At 70.1% G+C, this 16,202-nt stretch carries 12 protein-coding genes; 3 read left to right on the plus strand and 9 right to left on the minus strand.

The genetic code is table 11. The annotated features are described in order from the left end of the window. Positions 1-54: 54 nt before the first annotated feature. Positions 55-438 carry a hypothetical protein gene (locus tag AC069I_RS34485; protein WP_478267272.1) on the plus strand — a complete coding sequence of 128 codons (384 nt, stop codon included), beginning with the start codon at positions 55-57 and terminating at the stop codon, positions 436-438. A 157-nt stretch (positions 439-595) separates the two neighbouring features. Here the strand turns inward: AC069I_RS34485 and AC069I_RS34490 are convergent, their stop codons facing one another. Further along, positions 596-2,707 (minus strand): 3-hydroxyacyl-CoA dehydrogenase NAD-binding domain-containing protein, encoded by a 2,112-nt coding sequence (locus tag AC069I_RS34490; protein WP_478267273.1) that lies wholly within the window; start codon positions 2,705-2,707, stop codon positions 596-598. After that, positions 2,707-3,993 carry a thiolase family protein gene (locus AC069I_RS34495; RefSeq protein WP_478227847.1) on the minus strand — a complete coding sequence of 429 codons (1,287 nt, stop codon included), beginning with the start codon at positions 3,991-3,993 and terminating at the stop codon, positions 2,707-2,709. The genes AC069I_RS34490 and AC069I_RS34495 overlap by 1 nt, the downstream gene beginning before the upstream one ends. A gap of 185 nt (positions 3,994-4,178) precedes the next feature. On the opposite strand from AC069I_RS34495, the gene bla reads away from it, so the two are divergent. Further along, the gene (bla, locus tag AC069I_RS34500; RefSeq protein ID WP_478227848.1) at positions 4,179-5,093 is read left to right on the plus strand and encodes a class A beta-lactamase; all 915 of its coding nucleotides are present in this window, start codon (positions 4,179-4,181) and stop codon (positions 5,091-5,093) included. Between the two features lie 100 nt (positions 5,094-5,193). On the opposite strand, the gene AC069I_RS34505 is transcribed toward bla, so the two are convergent. The 6 genes from AC069I_RS34505 to AC069I_RS34530 all read right to left on the minus strand — a co-directional run bounded on the left by AC069I_RS34505 (position 5,194) and on the right by AC069I_RS34530 (position 14,046). Next, positions 5,194-5,781, minus strand: coding sequence for a D-alanyl-D-alanine carboxypeptidase family protein (locus AC069I_RS34505; RefSeq protein WP_478227849.1), 588 nt, complete (start codon positions 5,779-5,781; stop codon positions 5,194-5,196). 172 nt (positions 5,782-5,953) lie between these two features. Further along, positions 5,954-7,567 (minus strand): allophanate hydrolase, encoded by a 1,614-nt coding sequence (gene atzF / locus AC069I_RS34510; protein ID WP_478267274.1) that lies wholly within the window; start codon positions 7,565-7,567, stop codon positions 5,954-5,956. Further along, on the minus strand, positions 7,564-11,130 hold the full coding sequence (gene uca / locus AC069I_RS34515; RefSeq protein WP_478227851.1) for an urea carboxylase: 3,567 nt from the start codon (positions 11,128-11,130) through the stop codon (positions 7,564-7,566). The genes atzF and uca overlap by 4 nt, the downstream gene beginning before the upstream one ends. Beyond that, positions 11,127-11,738 (minus strand): urea amidolyase associated protein UAAP2, encoded by a 612-nt coding sequence (locus tag AC069I_RS34520; RefSeq protein ID WP_478267275.1) that lies wholly within the window; start codon positions 11,736-11,738, stop codon positions 11,127-11,129. Before AC069I_RS34520 ends, uca begins: the two co-directional genes overlap by 4 nt. Further along, entirely contained in the window at positions 11,735-12,568 is an 834-nt protein-coding gene (locus AC069I_RS34525) for an urea amidolyase associated protein UAAP1 (RefSeq protein ID WP_478267276.1), read from the minus strand. The genes AC069I_RS34520 and AC069I_RS34525 overlap by 4 nt, the downstream gene beginning before the upstream one ends. An 11-nt stretch (positions 12,569-12,579) precedes the next feature. Then, positions 12,580-14,046: an amino acid permease gene (locus tag AC069I_RS34530; protein WP_478227854.1), complete on the minus strand. Its 1,467-nt coding sequence runs from the start codon at positions 14,044-14,046 to the stop codon at positions 12,580-12,582. A 177-nt stretch (positions 14,047-14,223) separates the two neighbouring features. Here AC069I_RS34530 and AC069I_RS34535 point away from each other — a divergent pair, with 177 nt between their 5' ends. Next, complete coding sequence (locus tag AC069I_RS34535) at positions 14,224-14,880, plus strand: TetR/AcrR family transcriptional regulator (protein ID WP_478227855.1); 657 nt, start codon at positions 14,224-14,226, stop codon at positions 14,878-14,880. A gap of 7 nt (positions 14,881-14,887) precedes the next feature. Here AC069I_RS34535 and AC069I_RS34540 read toward each other — a convergent pair whose 3' ends face one another. Further along, entirely contained in the window at positions 14,888-16,153 is a 1,266-nt protein-coding gene (locus AC069I_RS34540; RefSeq protein ID WP_478233763.1) for an HRDC domain-containing protein, read from the minus strand. Positions 16,154-16,202 lie beyond the last annotated feature (49 nt).

Genomic DNA, 16,202 nt, shown 5'->3' on the forward strand with positions numbered 1-16,202 from the left:
TGAACGGGCGGTGTCCGGACGGCGAATGAACCGCGCCGTGTGATGATCGTCCCTGTGGAGGAACCGGAACGGACACCCAAGGCGCCGCGGCGGTTGCTGTGGGTGGTCGGTACCGACGCGGACATGACCGTCGTCGCCCAGGCGCCCCGGGACGATCCGAAAGCCCGCCGGATGCTCACCGAAACCAAGACAGTGGCGTCCGAGCGCTTCAAGAAGATCTTCGCGGACCGGCCGGAAATGCTGGAGCCGGCGACGCCGGACGTGCTCCCCGCGGCCGTCCCTCTCGTACCCGTGGCCGGAACCGACGTCGAAGCGTGGGCGAACGAGTTGCGGCAGCGGTTCCCCGAGGCGGAGAAGGTCGACCTACTCGATCCCGCGCGGATCGCCGCTCGGATGACGACCACGCCGCCGCCCTGCCCGCCTTCAGGAGAACGCTGACAGTCCGTCTCCCCGGGGGATGGCCGGGGAGACGAACCTTCCGGCTCGGAGACAAGGTTTCACGAAAACGCAGTCATCCGCCATGAAATCCACGAAAAACGTGAAAGGCCACCGCCTGCGATCAAGGGATCGCCGACGGTGGCCTTTCGTCGCGGCCTCAGGAGAGCGGCACGCTCGCCAAGCCCGGGGCCAGGAACGGCTTGCCGTTGACCTTCTCGGACACACCCGCCCGGTCCAGGTACGGCGTGATGCCGCCGAGCCAGAACGGCCAGCCAGCGCCGAGGATCAGGCACAGGTCGATGTCCTGCGCCTCCGCGACCACGCCCTCGTCGAGCATGATCCGGATCTCTTCGGCGATCGCCGCCAGCGCGCGGTCACGCACCTGCTCGGAGGTCGACGGCGCGTCGCCCTGTTGCCAGAGTTCGGCCACCTCGGGGTCGACGGTGGCGTTGCCCTTGTCGTCCCACTGCCAGACGCCCTTCTTGCCCGCCTTGACGAACCGGTCGAGGTTCTCGCTGACGGTGAACCGGTCCGGGAACGCCTCGTGCAGGGTCTCCCCGACGTGCAGGGCGATCGCCGGGCCGACGAGCTGCATCAGCGTCAGCGGCGTCATCGGCAGGCCCAGCGGCTCGAGCGCCTTGTCGGCGACGTCGAACGGCGTGCCCTCGTCCACGGTCACCAGCACCTCGCCGAGGAACCGCAGCAGCAGCCGGTTGACCACGAACGCGGACGCGTCCTTGACCAGCACGCTCGACTTCTTGAGCTGCTTGCCGAGCGCGAACGCCGTCGCCAGCGTGGCGTCGTCGGTCTTCTCCGCGCGGACGATCTCGAGCAGCGGCATCACCGCGACCGGGTTGAAGAAGTGGAACCCGACCACGCGCTCCGGATGTTTGAGCTGCGACGCCATCGCGGTGATCGACAGTGACGAGGTGTTCGTCGCCAGGATCGCCTCGGGCGAGACGTACTGCTCCAGGTCGGCGAAGACCTTCTGCTTGACGCCCAGCTCCTCGAACACCGCTTCGATCACGAAGTCGGCGTCGGCGAAGGCGGACTTGTCGAGCGAGCCGGTGACGAGCGCCTTCAGCCGGTTCGCGCCGTCCGGCGAAACCCGCTTCTTGGCCAGCAGCTTGTCGATCTCACCGTGCACATAGGACACGCCCTTGTCGACGCGTTCCTGGTCGACGTCGGTGAGCACCACCGGCACCTTGAGACGACGGACGAACAGCAGCGCCATCTGGCTGGCCATCAGGCCCGCGCCGACGATGCCGACCTTGTTCACCTTGCGCGCCAGCGACTTGTCCGGCGCGCCCGCCGGCCGCTTGGCGCGCTTGTTGACCAGGTTGAACGAGTACAGCCCGGCACGCAGGGTGTCGTCCATCAGCAGTTCGGCGAGCCCGTCGGTCTCGGCCGCGTAGCCGCGGTCCAGATCGTTCTCGCGGGCCAGCTCCAGCAGCTCGACGGCCTTGGTCGCACCGGGGGAGGCGCCCTTGGTTCGTCCGTCCACAATGGCCTTGGCGCGGGCGATCGCGGCGTCCCAGCCCGCGCCGCGGTCGATCTCGCGGCGGGCGGGGGTGATCTCGCCGTTGACGACCTTCGCCAGCCACAGCAGGGACTGCTCCAGGTAGTCGGCCGAACCGAAGACCTCGTCGACGATGCCGAGCTCGGCCGCCTGCGCGACCTTGAGCATCTTGTTCTGCGCCAGGGCGTTCTCGATGATCACGGTGACCGCGGCGTCCGGCCCGATCAGGTTCGGCAGCAGCTGCGTGCCGCCCCAGCCGGGGAACAGGCCGAGGAAGACCTCGGGGAACGCGATCGCGGCGGTGTTCTCCGAAAGCGTGCGGTAGTGGCAGGAGAGCGCGAGTTCGAGCCCGCCGCCCATCACCGCGCCGTTGATGAACCCGAACGTCGGGATCTCGGATTCGGTGAGGCGCCGGAACACGTCGTGCCCGGTCTGCGCGATCTCCCGCGCCAGCGCCGGATCCGCGACCGCTTCGACACCGGAAAGGTCGGCGCCGACGGCGAAGATGAACGGCTTGCCGGTGACCGCGATCGCGGCGGGTTCCGCGGCGAAGGCGGCGTCGATCGCGGCGTCGAGGCTCACCAGGCCCTGCGGGCCGAAGGTGTTCGGCCGGGTGTGGTCGTGGCCGTTGTCCAGGGTGATCAGCGCGACCGGCTTGTCGAGCCCGGGCACCTTCACCAGCCGCGTGACCGCGTTCGTGACGACCTCGTCGGGGAAGGCGGCTTTCGCCTGTGCAGCGGTGAAAGTCATTACTTCGCCCCCTCGAAGGCCGGGTTTTCCCAGATCACAGTGCCGCCCATGCCGATACCGATGCACATGGTGGTCAGGCCGTAGCGCACGTCGGGGCGCTCGGCGAACTGACGCGAGAGCTGCGTCATCAGCCGGACACCGGACGAGGCGAGCGGGTGACCGCAGGCGATCGCGCCACCCCACTGGTTGACGCGGGGGTCGTCGTCGGCGATGCCGAAGTGGTCGAGGAACGCGAGCACCTGGACGGCGAACGCCTCGTTGATCTCGAACAGGCCGATGTCGTCGATCGACAGACCGGTGCGCTTGAACAGCTTCTCGGTGGCGGGCACCGGGCCGATACCCATGACCTCCGGCTCGACACCGGCGAAGGAGTAGCCCACCAGGCGCATGCCGATCGGCAGGCCGAGTTCGCGGGCGGTGTCCTCGTCGGCGAGCAGCGCCGCGGTGGCGCCGTCGTTGAGGCCGGCCGCGTTGCCCGCGGTGATCCGGCCGTGCGGGCGGAACGGCGTCTTCAGCCCGGCGAGCTGCTCGACGGTGGTACCGGGACGCGGCGGCTCGTCCTCGGTCGCGAGGCCCCAGCCCAGTCCATCCATGCCCCCGCCGCCGCCCTCAGCGGAGGAGCTTCGCTCCGCTGATTGAACTTTTGACCGGGTGGCGACCGGGACCAGCTCGGGGCCGATCTTGCCGGTTTTCACGGCCTCGGCGTACTTCTCCTGGCTGCGCGCGGCGAAGGCGTCGGTGCGCTGCTTGGTGATGGCCGGGAACCGGTCGTGCAGGTTCTCCGCGGTCTGGCCCATCACGAGCGCCGTCGGGTCGACCAGCTTGTCGGCGATGATGCGCGGATTCGGGTCGACGCCCTCGCCCATCGGGTGGCGGCCCATGTGCTCGACGCCGCCGGCGATGGCGATGTCGTACGCGCCGAAGCCGATCCCGCTCGCGGTCGTGGTGACCGCGGTCATCGCGCCCGCGCACATCCGGTCCAGCGCGAAGCCGGGCACCGACTTCGGCAGGCCGGCCAGCAGCGCGGCGGTGCGGCCGATGGTCAGGCCCTGGTCCCCGATCTGGGTGGTGGCGGCGATCGCCACCTCGTCGACGCGCTCGGGCGGCAGCTCGGGATGCCGCCGCAGCAGTTCACGGATGGCGTTGACGACGAGATCGTCGGCACGAGTGCCGGCGTACATACCCTTTTCGCCTGCCTTGCCGAAGGGCGTTCGCACCCCTTCGACGAAGGCGACATTGCGTACCGACCGCGCGTTCGGCGCGAGCGGTGTTGCTCCTGCGGCCACGAATGCTCCTGAAGTTGAGGTAGTCCTGACCGCACCCTAGCCCCGGTTACCCGTCGGTAACCAGGATGGTGGCCCGGTCGAGTGGGGGAAGGCACACTCCCGGGGTCACCCGCCTCGGCCGCTTGGCCGATCCGGGGGTGGTGGGGAAGTTGCTATGTTCGACGTGATCAGGGGGAGGGATCACGATGAACTCGCCGGGGCCGGCCGTCACCCGTCGTGCGCTGCTGGGGATGGCGGTCCTCGCGTCGCTGGCCGCCTGCACCCGCGGGACCCCGCCTCCGAGCCCTTCATCTCCTCCGCCTCCGCCTTCTCCTTCCCGGCAGTTCCACGACCGGTTGATGGAGCTGGAAAAGAAGTTCGACGCCAGGCTCGGCGTGTACGCGGTCGACACCGGAGGCGGCGCCACGGTCGAGCACCGCGCCGACGAGCGCTTCGCGTTCTGCTCGACGTTCAAAGGGGTGGCGGCGGCCGCGGTCCTGCAGCGCAATCCGTTGTCGCATCTGGAAACCCGGGTCGAATACTCGCGCGACGACCTGATGAAACACGCTCCGGTCACCGGGCAGCACGTGGCCACCGGGATGACCATCCGCCAGCTGTGCGACGCCGCCATCCGGTTCAGCGACGGCACCGCGGGCAATCTGCTGCTGCGGGACCTCGGCGGCCCCGCCGCGCTGACGGCGTTCACGCGCAGCATCGGCGACACCGTCACGCGGATGGACCGGGTCGAGCCGGCCATCACCGAGGCCACCCCGGGCGATCTTCGTGACACCACGACTCCGCGCGCTTTCGCCGCCGACTACCGGGAGATCGTGCTGGGCGACACGCTGACGGCCGACAAACGGGACTTCCTGCGCGACCTCTTCCGGCGCAACACCACCGGCGCCCAGCGGATCCGGGCGGGCCTGCCGTCCGGCTGGACCGTCGCCGACAAGACCGGGACCGGCGACTACGGCACGTTGAACGACATCGCCGTCGTATGGCCGCCGGACAGGGCGCCGCTCGTCGTCGCGATCATGTCCAGCAAGGCGACCAAGGACGCTCCGTACGACCAGGCGCTCCTCGCCGAGGCCGCGAAGTACGTGGCCGAAACCCTCACGTGAGGGAATCCGGGACTCGCGTGATCGAAGGCGGAACTCGCGTGTTCGGAGGAGTTCCGCCTTCGATCACGCGAGTTCCGCGTCCAAGCACGCGAGTCCCGGCCTAGTTGCCGGTGGCACTGGGAAGCAGGGCCGGGCAACCGCTGGTCTTGTAGGCCGGGTCGTACTCGAAGTGCCATTTCTCGTTGTCGTAGCGGCGGCACCAGCCGAGCGCGCCGCCGTTCTTGTCCACCCACGCGGCCGAGTTCAGCGGCTGGATGTCGACGGCGATTCCCTTGACGTGCATGGACGTCTCCGGCTGCAGTGCCCACTTCTTGGCTTGCTCCACGGAGCCGAACCGCTCGACGGCCTTGTCGAACTCGCGCTGCTGCTGGCTCCGGCTACGCTTGCCGTCGTTCACGCAAAGCGTGATGTTCTGTGCTTTGGCCTTGGCGCGCAGGGCGTTCCACGCTTCGATCACGTCCGGGCGCATGCCGAAGGTCTCTTCGTCGACATAACGCTTGTCGACAGCGCACGTCGGGCCGGATTCGGGTCCGGGGACCTCTTCGAGGACCGCGAGCGCCTGCCCGTTCACTGCCTTGACGGCCACGCCGGTGGCTCCCAGCGTCACCATCGCGGCCCCGACGAGACCCAGTGCCACGAACACGCTGATCGCGGTCCGGCGGTGGGAGGTGGAGGTGGTCGGCACCACCCCGAAGCTACCCAGCGTCCGGCGGGGCGCCAGGGTTTGTGAGGTTGTTCCCAGAACCGCCCGGAAGGCCAACCAAATCGGAAAAGCCCTGGTGAGTCCCGGTAGGCCAGTACCGCAGGGGGTCGTGAGTGGCGATTCGGGTTCTAACCCGAATCGCCACTCACGACGTGACTCAGCGGCTCAGGTAGCCGAGCCACCCGCCGTACCCCGTGATGTCTTCGGCGCCCACCACCGCGCCAGGCTCGCAGACGAACCCGGACACCTCGCTCCCATCGGCCAGCCGCACCTTCCCGATCGCCAGCGGCGCCGGGACACCGGCGACGAACTCCCCGAAGCCCGCGAGTGGCAGGTCCCACACCTCGGCCTCGATCGCCGCGCCGCCCGAAGCGACCCGGACGAGACCGGGTTTGGGCGGGACGGTGTCCAGCGCGTGGAGCCGGTACTCGGCCGCCGTCGGTCCCGCGGAAACGAACCGGCCACCCCGCGAGGTCAGTTCGTGGTTCAGCTGCTGCCCGCGCAGATGGGCGCCGACGACGGCGATCCGCGTCCGCCGCGGCACCGAGCGGGCGACGTCGGCGAGGATCCGGTCGGCGTACGCGGCGCCGACCAGCATCACCCCGAACGGCAGCCCGCCGACCGTTCCGGCGGGAACGGCGAGCGACGACAGGCCCAGCAGGTTCGTCGAGTTCGTGAACCGGCCCAGCCGGGCGTTCACCCCCAGCGGATCTGCCTCGACGTCGGCGATCGTCGGGTGTTCCGTCGTCGTGGGCAGCAGGACGCAGTCCACAGTGGACAAAACAGCCGACGCCTCACGCTCCAGATCCCCGAGCGTCGCGAGGTCGGAGAACAACCGATGCGCCGGGATGTCCTTCGCCGCGCCGATGATCCGCCGCACGGCCGGATCGACGGCGTCCGGGTGGGCGTCGATGAACTCGCCCACCGCCGAGTACCGCTCGGCCACGAAGGCGCCCTCGTACAGCAGACGCGCCGCGGCCAGGAACGCCGATATGTCGACAGTGACCAGTTCGGCGCCCGCGTCGCGGAACTCGTGAGCCGCCGCGGAGAACGCTTCGGCCCACCCGTCCTGGAGCGGCCCCACCTCGGACGGCACACCGATCCGGAAAGGACGGTTGACGACCGGAAGCTCCCGAGGCTCGCTCAGGCAGGCGAACGCCGCGGAAGCCTCATCGACCGTCCGCGCGAACACGGTCACGCAGTCGATGCTCGCGCACGCGGGCACGACACCGGTCGTCGGCAGCAGCCCCCGCGTCGGCTTCAGCCCGACGATCCCGTTGAACGCCGCCGGGACCCGGCCCGATCCGGCGGTATCCGTGCCCAGCGCGAGATCCGCGATCCCGAGCGCCACCGCGACCGCCGACCCCGAACTCGACCCGCCCGAAACGTACGCCGGATCGATCGCGTTCCGGACCGCGCCGTGCGGGCTGCGCGTGCCGACCAGCCCGGTCGCGAACTGGTCCAGATTGGTGGTGCCCAGGATCAGGGCCCCGGCCTCGCGCAGCCTCGCCACCACCGGCGCGTCCTCGTCCGGCTGATAGGCGTACTCGGGGCACGCCGCCGTCGTCGGCAGCCCGGCGACGTCGATGTTGCCCTTGACCGCGGCGAGTTTCCCGTACAGCGGCAAGGATTCCCCCGCCGCACGACGGGCTTCCAGCGTCTCCGCGTCGGCGAGGACGTCCTCCTCGGGACGCAGGTCGATCCAGATCTCGGGCCGGTCGACCCGCGCGATCCGGTGGTACGCGGCGCGCACCCGCTCCAGCACGCTCATCCCGCGCTCCTTCCCAGTACCACCAGAGGGGTGCCGGGGGCGACCTGATCGCCGGGGGAGACGAGCACCTCGACGACCTCCCCGGCGGCGGGCGCGGGGATCCGCGCCTCGGTCTTCATCGCCTCGAGGATCACCAGCGTCTCCGCCGGGCCGACCTCCTTGCCGGGCTCGACGTCCACCCGCCAGACGGTCGCGGCGAACGGTGCTTCGACGACGTACCCACCGGGCGGGGCCTCGACCTTCGTGGTCGGGACCTTGGCTCCGACGGGTTCCGGTCGCGGGTCGAATTCGCCCGCCGCCGCCCAGGCCTGCCGTTCCGCCTCGAACGCCGCGCTCTGCTTCGCCCGGAACGAGGCGATGTCATCGGCGTTGTCGGCGAGGAACCGCTCGTGGTCCGCCAGCGCGAACTCGCCGTCGGTGATGTCGAGTTCCAGTTCCCCCGCCGAACTCCGAGCCCGCAGATCCATCAGTTCCTCGGCGGTCACCGGATACCACGAGATCCGGTCGAAGAAGCGCAGCAGCCACGGCGAACCCGGCTCGAACGATCCGCGTTGCCGCCAGCCGCTCCACACCTGCACGGTCCGCCCGACGAACTGGTACCCGCCGGGGCCTTCCATCCCGTAGATGCACAGGTACGAGCCGCCGATGCCGACCGAGTTCTCCGCGGTCCAGGTGCGGGCGGGGTTGTACTTCGTGGTCACCAGCCGGTGCCGCGGGTCCAGCGGAGTGGCCACCGGCGCACCGAGATAGACGTCACCGAGGCCGAGCACCAGGTACTCCGCGTCGAACACCGTGCGATAGACATCGTCCACACTGGACAGACCGTTGACCCGCCGGATGAACTCGATGTTCCACGGGCACCACGGCGCGTCGTCGCGTACGCCGGCCATGTACCGCTCGATCGCCTCGCGCGTCGCCGGGTCGTCCCACGACAACGGCAGCCGCACGGTGCGGCTCGGTACCACGAGATCGGCGGTGCGCGGCAGATCGTGCTCCACCTCCTGCACGAGGCCGAGCAGTTTCGGCACCGGCAGCACGTCCGGATCGACGTGCACCTGCAGCGAGCGGATGCCCGGGGTCAGGTCCACGACACCGTCGAGCCCTTCCGTGGCCAGCCGATCGGCCAGCGCGTGGACCCGCATCCGCAGGGCCAGGTCGAGTTTCATCGGCCCGTACTCGATCAGCAGGTTGTCGTCGCCGCTGCGCCGGTAGGTGACCTCGGGGTTCTCGTCCGATGTGGACAGACGGCCGAGGATGCCGCCGTCGTCGATCGGCTGCCGGCTCGCCTTGACCGCCTTGGCCGGTTCGTCGCGCAACGCGCCCGCGTGCTCGATGGTGATCGGCACGAACCGCACGGTGTCGCCTGGCCGCAGCTGGCCGAGTTTCCAGCGCTGCCCGGTCACCACGGTCGCCGGGCAGACGAAACCGCCGAGGCTCGGCCCGTCCGGGCCCAGCAGGATCGGCAGGTCGCCGGTGTAGTCGACGGCGCCGATCGCGTACGGCGTGTCGTGGATGTTCGACGGGTGCAGGCCCGCCTCGCCGCCGTCTTCCCGCGCCCAGCGGGGCCGGGGCCCGACGAGCCGGACGCCGGTCCGCGCGGAGTTGAAGTGCACTTCCCAGTCCGTGGCGTAGAACGTCTCGACGTCGTCCCGGGTGAAGAACTCCGGCGCCGCGTGCGGCCCCTCCGAGGCACCGATCTCCCAGTGCGTCGCGAAAATCGGCCGCTCGGCCTCGGGAACCGTTCCGGTGACGGCGTTCTCCGGTTCCGGACCGGGGGAGAGGACGTCACCGGTCGCCAGCGCGCGCCCGCCATGTCCGCCGAAGCCGCCGAGGGTGAACGTCGCCGCACTGCCCAGGAAGTCCGGCACGTCGATCCCGCCGCGGACGAGGACGTACGCGCGGAGCCCGGCTGTCCCCGTGCCGACGTCGAGCACGCCGCCGGCGGGGACCTCGACGGGCGTCCACTGTGGAACAGCGGTGCCGTCGAGGGTCACCGGTGACGGCGATCCGGTGACGCAAACGATTGCGTCTTCGGTGAACCGCAGGGAGACACCGTCCACAGTGCACTCCAGGCCCGCCGCGCCTTCGGGATTGCCCAGCGCGCGGTTGCCCAGGCGCAGGGACAAATCGTCCATCGGCCCGTTCGGCGGGACACCCACGTGCCAGAAGCCCAGCCGTCCCGGCCAGTCCTGGACGGTGGTCATCGTGCCGCCCCGCAGGACCTCGATCCGCGGCTCGGGGTCGGCGATCGTGTCCAGCGTCGCGGTGTCGTGGGTGACGTCGCGCAGCCGCTGATCAGCGGCGACCGCGCGCAGTTGGCCGAGGTTCGTGCGGACGCCGTCCACCCGGCTTTCGCCGAGCGCCTCGCCCAGCGCGGACAGCGCCTCGGCCCGGTCCGCGCCGACGGTGATCACCTTGGCGAGCAACGGGTCGTAATGCGTCGTCACGTTCGCCCCGGCCTCGACCCAGGTGTCGACCCGGACGCCTTCGGGGAAGTCGGCGCGGGTCAGCAGGCCCGCGCTCGGCCGGTGCCCGGCGGCCGGATCCTCGGCGTAGAGCCGCGCTTCGACGGCGTGCCCGCGGGGCGCTGGCGTGGTGGTGAACATCCCGGTGTCGCCGTCGGCGAGCCGGAGCATCCACTCGACGAGGTCGATCCCGTACACCGCCTCGGTGACCGGATGCTCGACCTGCAGCCTCGTGTTGACTTCGAGGAACGCGGCCTCTTCGCGGTCCGGGTCGTAGATGAACTCCACCGTCCCGGCCGACCGGTAGCGCACTGAAGCGCAGAGGGCGACGGCCGTCGAGACCAGTTTCTCCCGCACCGCATCGGGCAAGCCCGGCGCGGGGCACTCTTCGAGCACCTTCTGGTTGCGCCGCTGCAAGGTGCAGTCCCGCGTGCCGAGCGCCAGCACCGTGCCCGCGCCGTCGCCGAACACCTGGACCTCGACGTGCCGCGCGTGCGTCACGAGCCGTTCGAGGAACACTCCCGGGGTCGAAAAGCTCTTGGCCGCGATGCTCCGTACCGCTTCCCAGGCGTCCCGCAGTTCGACGGCGGACGCGCAGGCACGCATGCCGATCCCGCCGCCCCCGCCGGTGGCCTTGAGCATCACCGGATAGCCGACCTCGGCCGCCGCGGCTTCGGCGTCGGCCAGGGTGTCCAGCAACCCGGTGCCGGGCAGCATCGGGACACCGGCCTCGGCGGCCTTCGCCCGCGCGGTGTGCTTGCTGCCGAAGATCTCGAGATGGTCCGCGGTAGGACCGGCGAACCGCATCCCGGCCGCTTCCACCGCCCTGGCGAAAGCGGCGTCCTCGGACAGGAAGCCGTAGCCGGGATGGATAGTGTCCGCCCCGGTCTTCAGCGCGGCTTCGATGATGGCGTCGCCGAGGAGGTAACTCTCCCTCGCCGGCGCCGGGCCGAGCCGGACGGCTTCGTCGGAAAGCCGTACGTGCGCGGCCGTGCGGTCGGCGTCGGAGTAGACGGCGACCGTCGGAATGCCCATCTCCCTGGCGGTCCGGATGATCCGGACCGCGATTTCCCCCCGGTTGGCGACGAGCAGTTTCACACGCCACCGCCGGTGACGATCATCCGGACCGGCGTCGGATCGAAGCCGTTGCACGGGTTGTTGATCTGCGGGCAGTTCGACACCAGCACCAGGACGTCGGTTTCGGCGCGCAGCTTGACTTCGAGACCCGGCGCGGAGATGCCGTCGACGATGCCGAGCGTGCCGTCCTGTTCCACCGGCACGTTCATGTACCAGTTGACGTTGCTGACCAGATCGCGTTTGCCGAGACCCCATTTGGCGCCTTCGGTCAGGAAGTTCTCGACGCAGGCGTGCTGGTACCGCGTGTGCTGGCCGTAGCGGAGGCTGTTCGATTCCTTGCTGCAGGCGCCGCCGATCGTGTCGTGCCGTCCGCAAGTGTCCTCGACGACGGTGAGCAGCGGCGCGCCCTCACCGGTGCGCAGGACGCTGCCGGTGGTGAGGAAGATGTTGCGCTGCGCGGCGATCGTGGTGGCCGCGCTGTATCTCTTCGCCGTGTCGGCGGCGTCGTAGCAGAGGAAGTCGACGGCCTGGTTGCCGCCGAGATCGATGATCGCGAGCGTCTCGCCCTCGCGGAGCACGGTGGAGTACGGCGCCCGCGCGGCGACCTCGGTGTCGGAGATGATCTTCATGCAAGGCCCCTTGCGGTGAGGTAGTCGGCGGTGTTCTCGAAGGCGCGCTGTGCCTCGGGTGACGCCGTCCATTCAGGACTGTCCGGAGTGGACGGCGCCGAGCGCTGGGCGAGGACGCGCAGCGGGGTGACCGTGTAGTCCGGCCGCGGGTCGAGCGGATGCGGCACGTTGGCGATCAGGACGACCACCGGGAGTTCCGTGCGCAGGACCACGGATTTGCCGGCGCCCGCCGAACCGGTGAAGGTCAGCCCTCCGTCGGCCTCCACGCGCACGCCTTGGAAGAAGGAGAGGCTCGGCGGCAGATCGCGCGGAGTGAGGCCGTGTTTGGCGGCGGCGAGGGTGAACAGCGCGTTCCCCGACGGCGAATCGCCCTGCGGGCTCCCGTCCCCGTAGCGCTCGGCGTTGCCGTCCACAGTGGATGTGCCGCAGAGGGCGTCGTGCTTGTCGCTCTCGTCGGTGACGACGGTCGCGAGCACCCGAGCCTGGTCCGACAGCAGGGCGATCGCCTCGCCGAGATAGGCGTTCCACTGGACCTTCACCGTGTCCGCGACGTTCAGCCGCTCCCAAGGCTGGTCCGCGTTGAACAGCAGCAGATGCGCGCAGGCGTCGCCCTCGACGTCGGTCAGCCGCAGCTCGGTGCCGCGGGCGAGGACCTTGTGGGTGTAGCCGCCGCCGGCGACTGTCTCGGCCCAGACCAGCTTCGCCGGGTCGATCCCGGGCGGCGGATCCGGCCAGGTGGACGCGGGGATGGCGGGCATCGCTTCGGCCACCGTGCCCGCTTGGGCGCGGGCGTGGTCGCGAGCGCCGTACGTGGTCGATGTCGTGCTCATGGAACCTTCCTTCAGGTCGCGGGGACGGGAACCGTGGTGAGCGCGGAGCGGCGGCGCCAGCAGAGGTAGCCGGTGAGCAGCGCGGCGCCGACGAACTCGATCGGGAACAACAGGACCCAGACGGAACCGGTGCCCGCCAGGTCGTAGATCTCGGCTCGTGGCCAAGCGATGTTGACGATCATCATCGCGCCGTACCCTACTGCCGCGATGTTGACCGGAATAGCCCATCGTCCCAGGGAGAAATGGCCGGGTTCGGCGGTGAAACGCCCTTGACGGCGCCGGATCAGCAGCGGTCCGGTCACCAGGAGATAGGCCAGGTAGACGACGACCACCGAAGTGCCGGTGATGGTGCTGAAGATGGTCGGATTCCCCAGGTTCAGCAGCAGAAGCCCGATGGCGAGCACCCCGGACAGCACGGCGGGCGCGATCGGCGTACCGGTGCGGGCGTTGACCGCGGAAAGCCTCCTGGCACCGGGGAGCGCGCCGTCGCGGGCCATCGAGTAGATCAGCCTGACGGTGCCGGTCTGGATGGTCAGGGTGCAGACGACGACCGCGATCGCGACGTCGGCGAGGAAGACCCGGCCGAGTGTGTCGCCGAAGACGGCCGTGATCACGTACGGCAGGCCTTTCCCGGCCAGCTGCCCGTCGGTCAGGCTCGGTGCCGCCATCAGCGCGGTGACGACGACGGCGAGGCCACCGACCCCGGAGATCAACAGTGCGCGAAGTACGGCGCGCGGGGCGATGTGGCGGGCGTCCTTGGTCTCTTCGGCGACGGAGGCGGCGGTGTCGAAACCGTACAGAACGTACGCGGCCATCAGTGCCGAAGCGAGAACGCCACCTGCTCCCGGGCTTTCGCCGGCAGGCTGGAGCACGACCTGCGGGCCGCGGACGGCGAACAGCGCGAGACCGATGATCAGCACGAGGACCCCGACGAGTTCGGCCCCGACCCCGATGTCGTTGATCCGCGCCATCAGCCGCACGCCGCCCGCGTTGATCGCGGTGGTGAGGACGATCAGCAGGGTGCCGAGCAGGACCGCGTTGCTGGCGCCGGTCGGGGAGGTGATCGCCGGGTCCCCGCCGACGAGCTGGAACCCGCTCCAGACCGACGGGAGGACGACCTGCAGCGCGATCGCGGCGCCGGCGAGGGCCACGACGCAGCCCACCAGCATCATCCAGCCGGCGAGCCACCCCGCGAATCCGGGGGAGAGGTGTTTCGCCCACTGGTAAACCGATCCGGCCAGCGGAAATCGGGCGGCGAGTTCGGCGAAGTTGAGCGCGACGAGCAATTGCCCGGCGATCACCAGCGGCCATGTCCAGAAGAAGAGCGTGTCGCCGAAGGAATAACCGAAGGCGAACAGCTGGAACACCGTGGTCAGGATGGAAACGAAGGAGAAACCCGCGGCGAAGGCGGAGAAACCGCCCAGTGTCCGGCGAAGTTCTTGGCGGTACCCGAAGGCGGAAAGGTCCTCGGAAGGCATTGCGGAGGCTCCTGTCTCAAGGGCCGGATTTCGATCGGCTGACCGAAATTAAGCGCGTGCGGGATCCTTCCGATCTCCGCCGGGTAAGCGCGGTGTTAACAGATACCGGATTCGGTAACCTGGGCCGACCGCCGGACGTAACAAAGATCTTCGCGGAGAAATGGCAGGATCGGATAGATGACGAAAACGACCGGGGTGGGCAGGCCGAGAGCCAGCGGCGCCGCCGCGAGCAAACGGGAGGCGCGGTTCGCCGTCTTGGACGCGGCGGGAGAGCTGTTCACCGGCGCCGGGTACGCGGCGACGACCACGCGGGCCATCGCCGAACGCGCCGGACTGCGCCAGGCGTCGCTCTACTACCACTTTCCGTCCAAAGAGGACATTCTCGCGGCGCTGCTGGAGGACACCGTCCGGCCGTCACTGGACGTCGCGGGCGGTCTTTCGGCCAAGCTCGCGCCGATCGGCGCGCGGCTGTGGGCGCTGGCCTACGCGGACATCCACTTGCTCGGCAGCGCGCGGCACAACCTGGGCGCCCTGTACTTGCTGCCGGAGATCTCGTCGCCGCGGCTGGCGCGATTCCGGGCCGAGCGGGCGGAGCTCAAACGCGTTTACGGCTCGCTCGTCGCGGCGGCCGGCGTCGCCGGAGACCTTCGCGGCATCCGGACCGATCTCGTGTTCGGGCTCGTCGAGAGCATCGCGATCGTCCGGCGTGACCAGCCGGACGTGGACGTCGAGGCGCACGCCGTCGAAGGGGCCGACGGCGTGCTGAGGCTCGCCGGTCTCGGGGAACCGGACGCCGCGCTGCGCGGAGCCGCGCGGGCGCTGCTGGAGGGCTGAAGCCGGGTCAGGCGGGGGTGGCGTGGAGCGCCTTGCTCAGCACCGCCACCGTCAGCTCGACCTGCCAAGGCCGGGCACCGCCGTCGCGGAGGACCTGGGCGACCGAGTCCTCGCTCAGGTCCGCGGGCGGACGCCAGCAGGTGCGCCGCACCAGCTCCGGCAGCAGCAGGTTCTCCACCGGGAGCCGCCGGTCCTCCGCGATCGCGGACAGCGCCGCGCGGGCCGCCGAAAGCCGGGCGGCGGCGTCGGGATCCTTGTCCGACCACCGGTTCACCGGCGGCGGTCCGTCGGTCTGCTGCGCGGGGGTCGGCAGCTCGTCGGCGGGGAGCGCGCGGGCGGCCTGCAGATGCCGCAGCCAGCTCGCGGTGTACTTGCGCTGGACCCGGCCGCTGAATACCGGCAGCGCCTGCAGCTGGTCGACGGTCTTCGGGTCCGCGGTGACGGCGTTGATGATCGCGCTGTCGGGCAGGATCCGGCTCGGCGCGCGGTCGCGTTTGCGGGCGAGTTCGTCCCGCGCCTGCCACAGTTCGCGCACGGCGGCGAGGCCGCGGGCGTTGCGGATCTTGTGCACGCCGGACGTCCGGCGCCACGGCTCGGCCCGAGGGGCCGGCGGCGGCGCGGTGCGGACGGCCTCGAATTCCTGCTGGGCCCATTCGAGCTTGCCCTGGTCGGCCAAGTCGGCTTCGAGCTTCTCTCTCAGCTCGAGGAGCAGCTCGACGTCGAGTGCGGCGTAGTTCAGCCAATCGACGGGAAGCGGGCGCTTCGACCAGTCGGCGGCGCTGTGGCCCTTCTCCAGCTGGTAGCCGAGGAGGAGTTCGACGAGGGTGCCGAGGGCGACGCGTTCGTACCCGGCGAGCCGTCCGGCGAGTTCGGTGTCGAAGAGGCTCTTCGGGTGCAGGTCGAGTTCGGCGAGGCACGGCAGGTCCTGAGAGGCCGCGTGCAGCACCCATTCGGCGTTGTTGAGCACTTCCGCGAGGGGTTCGAGCTGCCCTTCGAGCGGAATGGGGTCGATGAGGAAGGAACCGGCGCCTTCTCGGCGCAGCTGCACGAGGTAGGCCTTCGGCCAGTATCGGTAGCCGGACGCGCGTTCGGTGTCCACGGCGATGGCCCCGCTGCCGCCCGCGATCTTCGCGCAGGCTTCGACGAGGGCGGTCGCGTCGGCGATCACCGGTGGAGTGCCCTCGGCGGGCTCGCGCAGGAGGACCGGTCCACCGGTGTCGTCGGTGCCGGTCTTCGGGTCCGTCTGCGGTTCTCCGGGTCGGTCGCCTTCCATAGGTGAAGACCCTACGGGACGAGCGGGCCGCGCCTGGTCCGCCCGCCCC

This window comes from Amycolatopsis sp. NPDC043885 (assembly GCF_056435685.1).

Coding starts and splice junctions, on each gene's coding strand:
- AC069I_RS34490 (WP_478267273.1), bottom strand. CDS start 2,707: ATGACTTTCACCGCTGCACAGGCGAAAGCCGCCTTCCCCGACGAGGTC.
- bla (WP_478227848.1), top strand. CDS start 4,179: ATGAACTCGCCGGGGCCGGCCGTCACCCGTCGTGCGCTGCTGGGGATG.
- atzF (WP_478267274.1), bottom strand. CDS start 7,567: ATGAGCGTGCTGGAGCGGGTGCGCGCCGCGTACCACCGGATCGCGCGG.
- AC069I_RS34520 (WP_478267275.1), bottom strand. CDS start 11,738: ATGAAGATCATCTCCGACACCGAGGTCGCCGCGCGGGCGCCGTACTCC.
- AC069I_RS34525 (WP_478267276.1), bottom strand. CDS start 12,568: ATGAGCACGACATCGACCACGTACGGCGCTCGCGACCACGCCCGCGCC.
- AC069I_RS34530 (WP_478227854.1), bottom strand. CDS start 14,046: ATGCCTTCCGAGGACCTTTCCGCCTTCGGGTACCGCCAAGAACTTCGC.
- AC069I_RS34535 (WP_478227855.1), top strand. CDS start 14,224: ATGACGAAAACGACCGGGGTGGGCAGGCCGAGAGCCAGCGGCGCCGCC.
- AC069I_RS34540 (WP_478233763.1), bottom strand. CDS start 16,153: ATGGAAGGCGACCGACCCGGAGAACCGCAGACGGACCCGAAGACCGGC.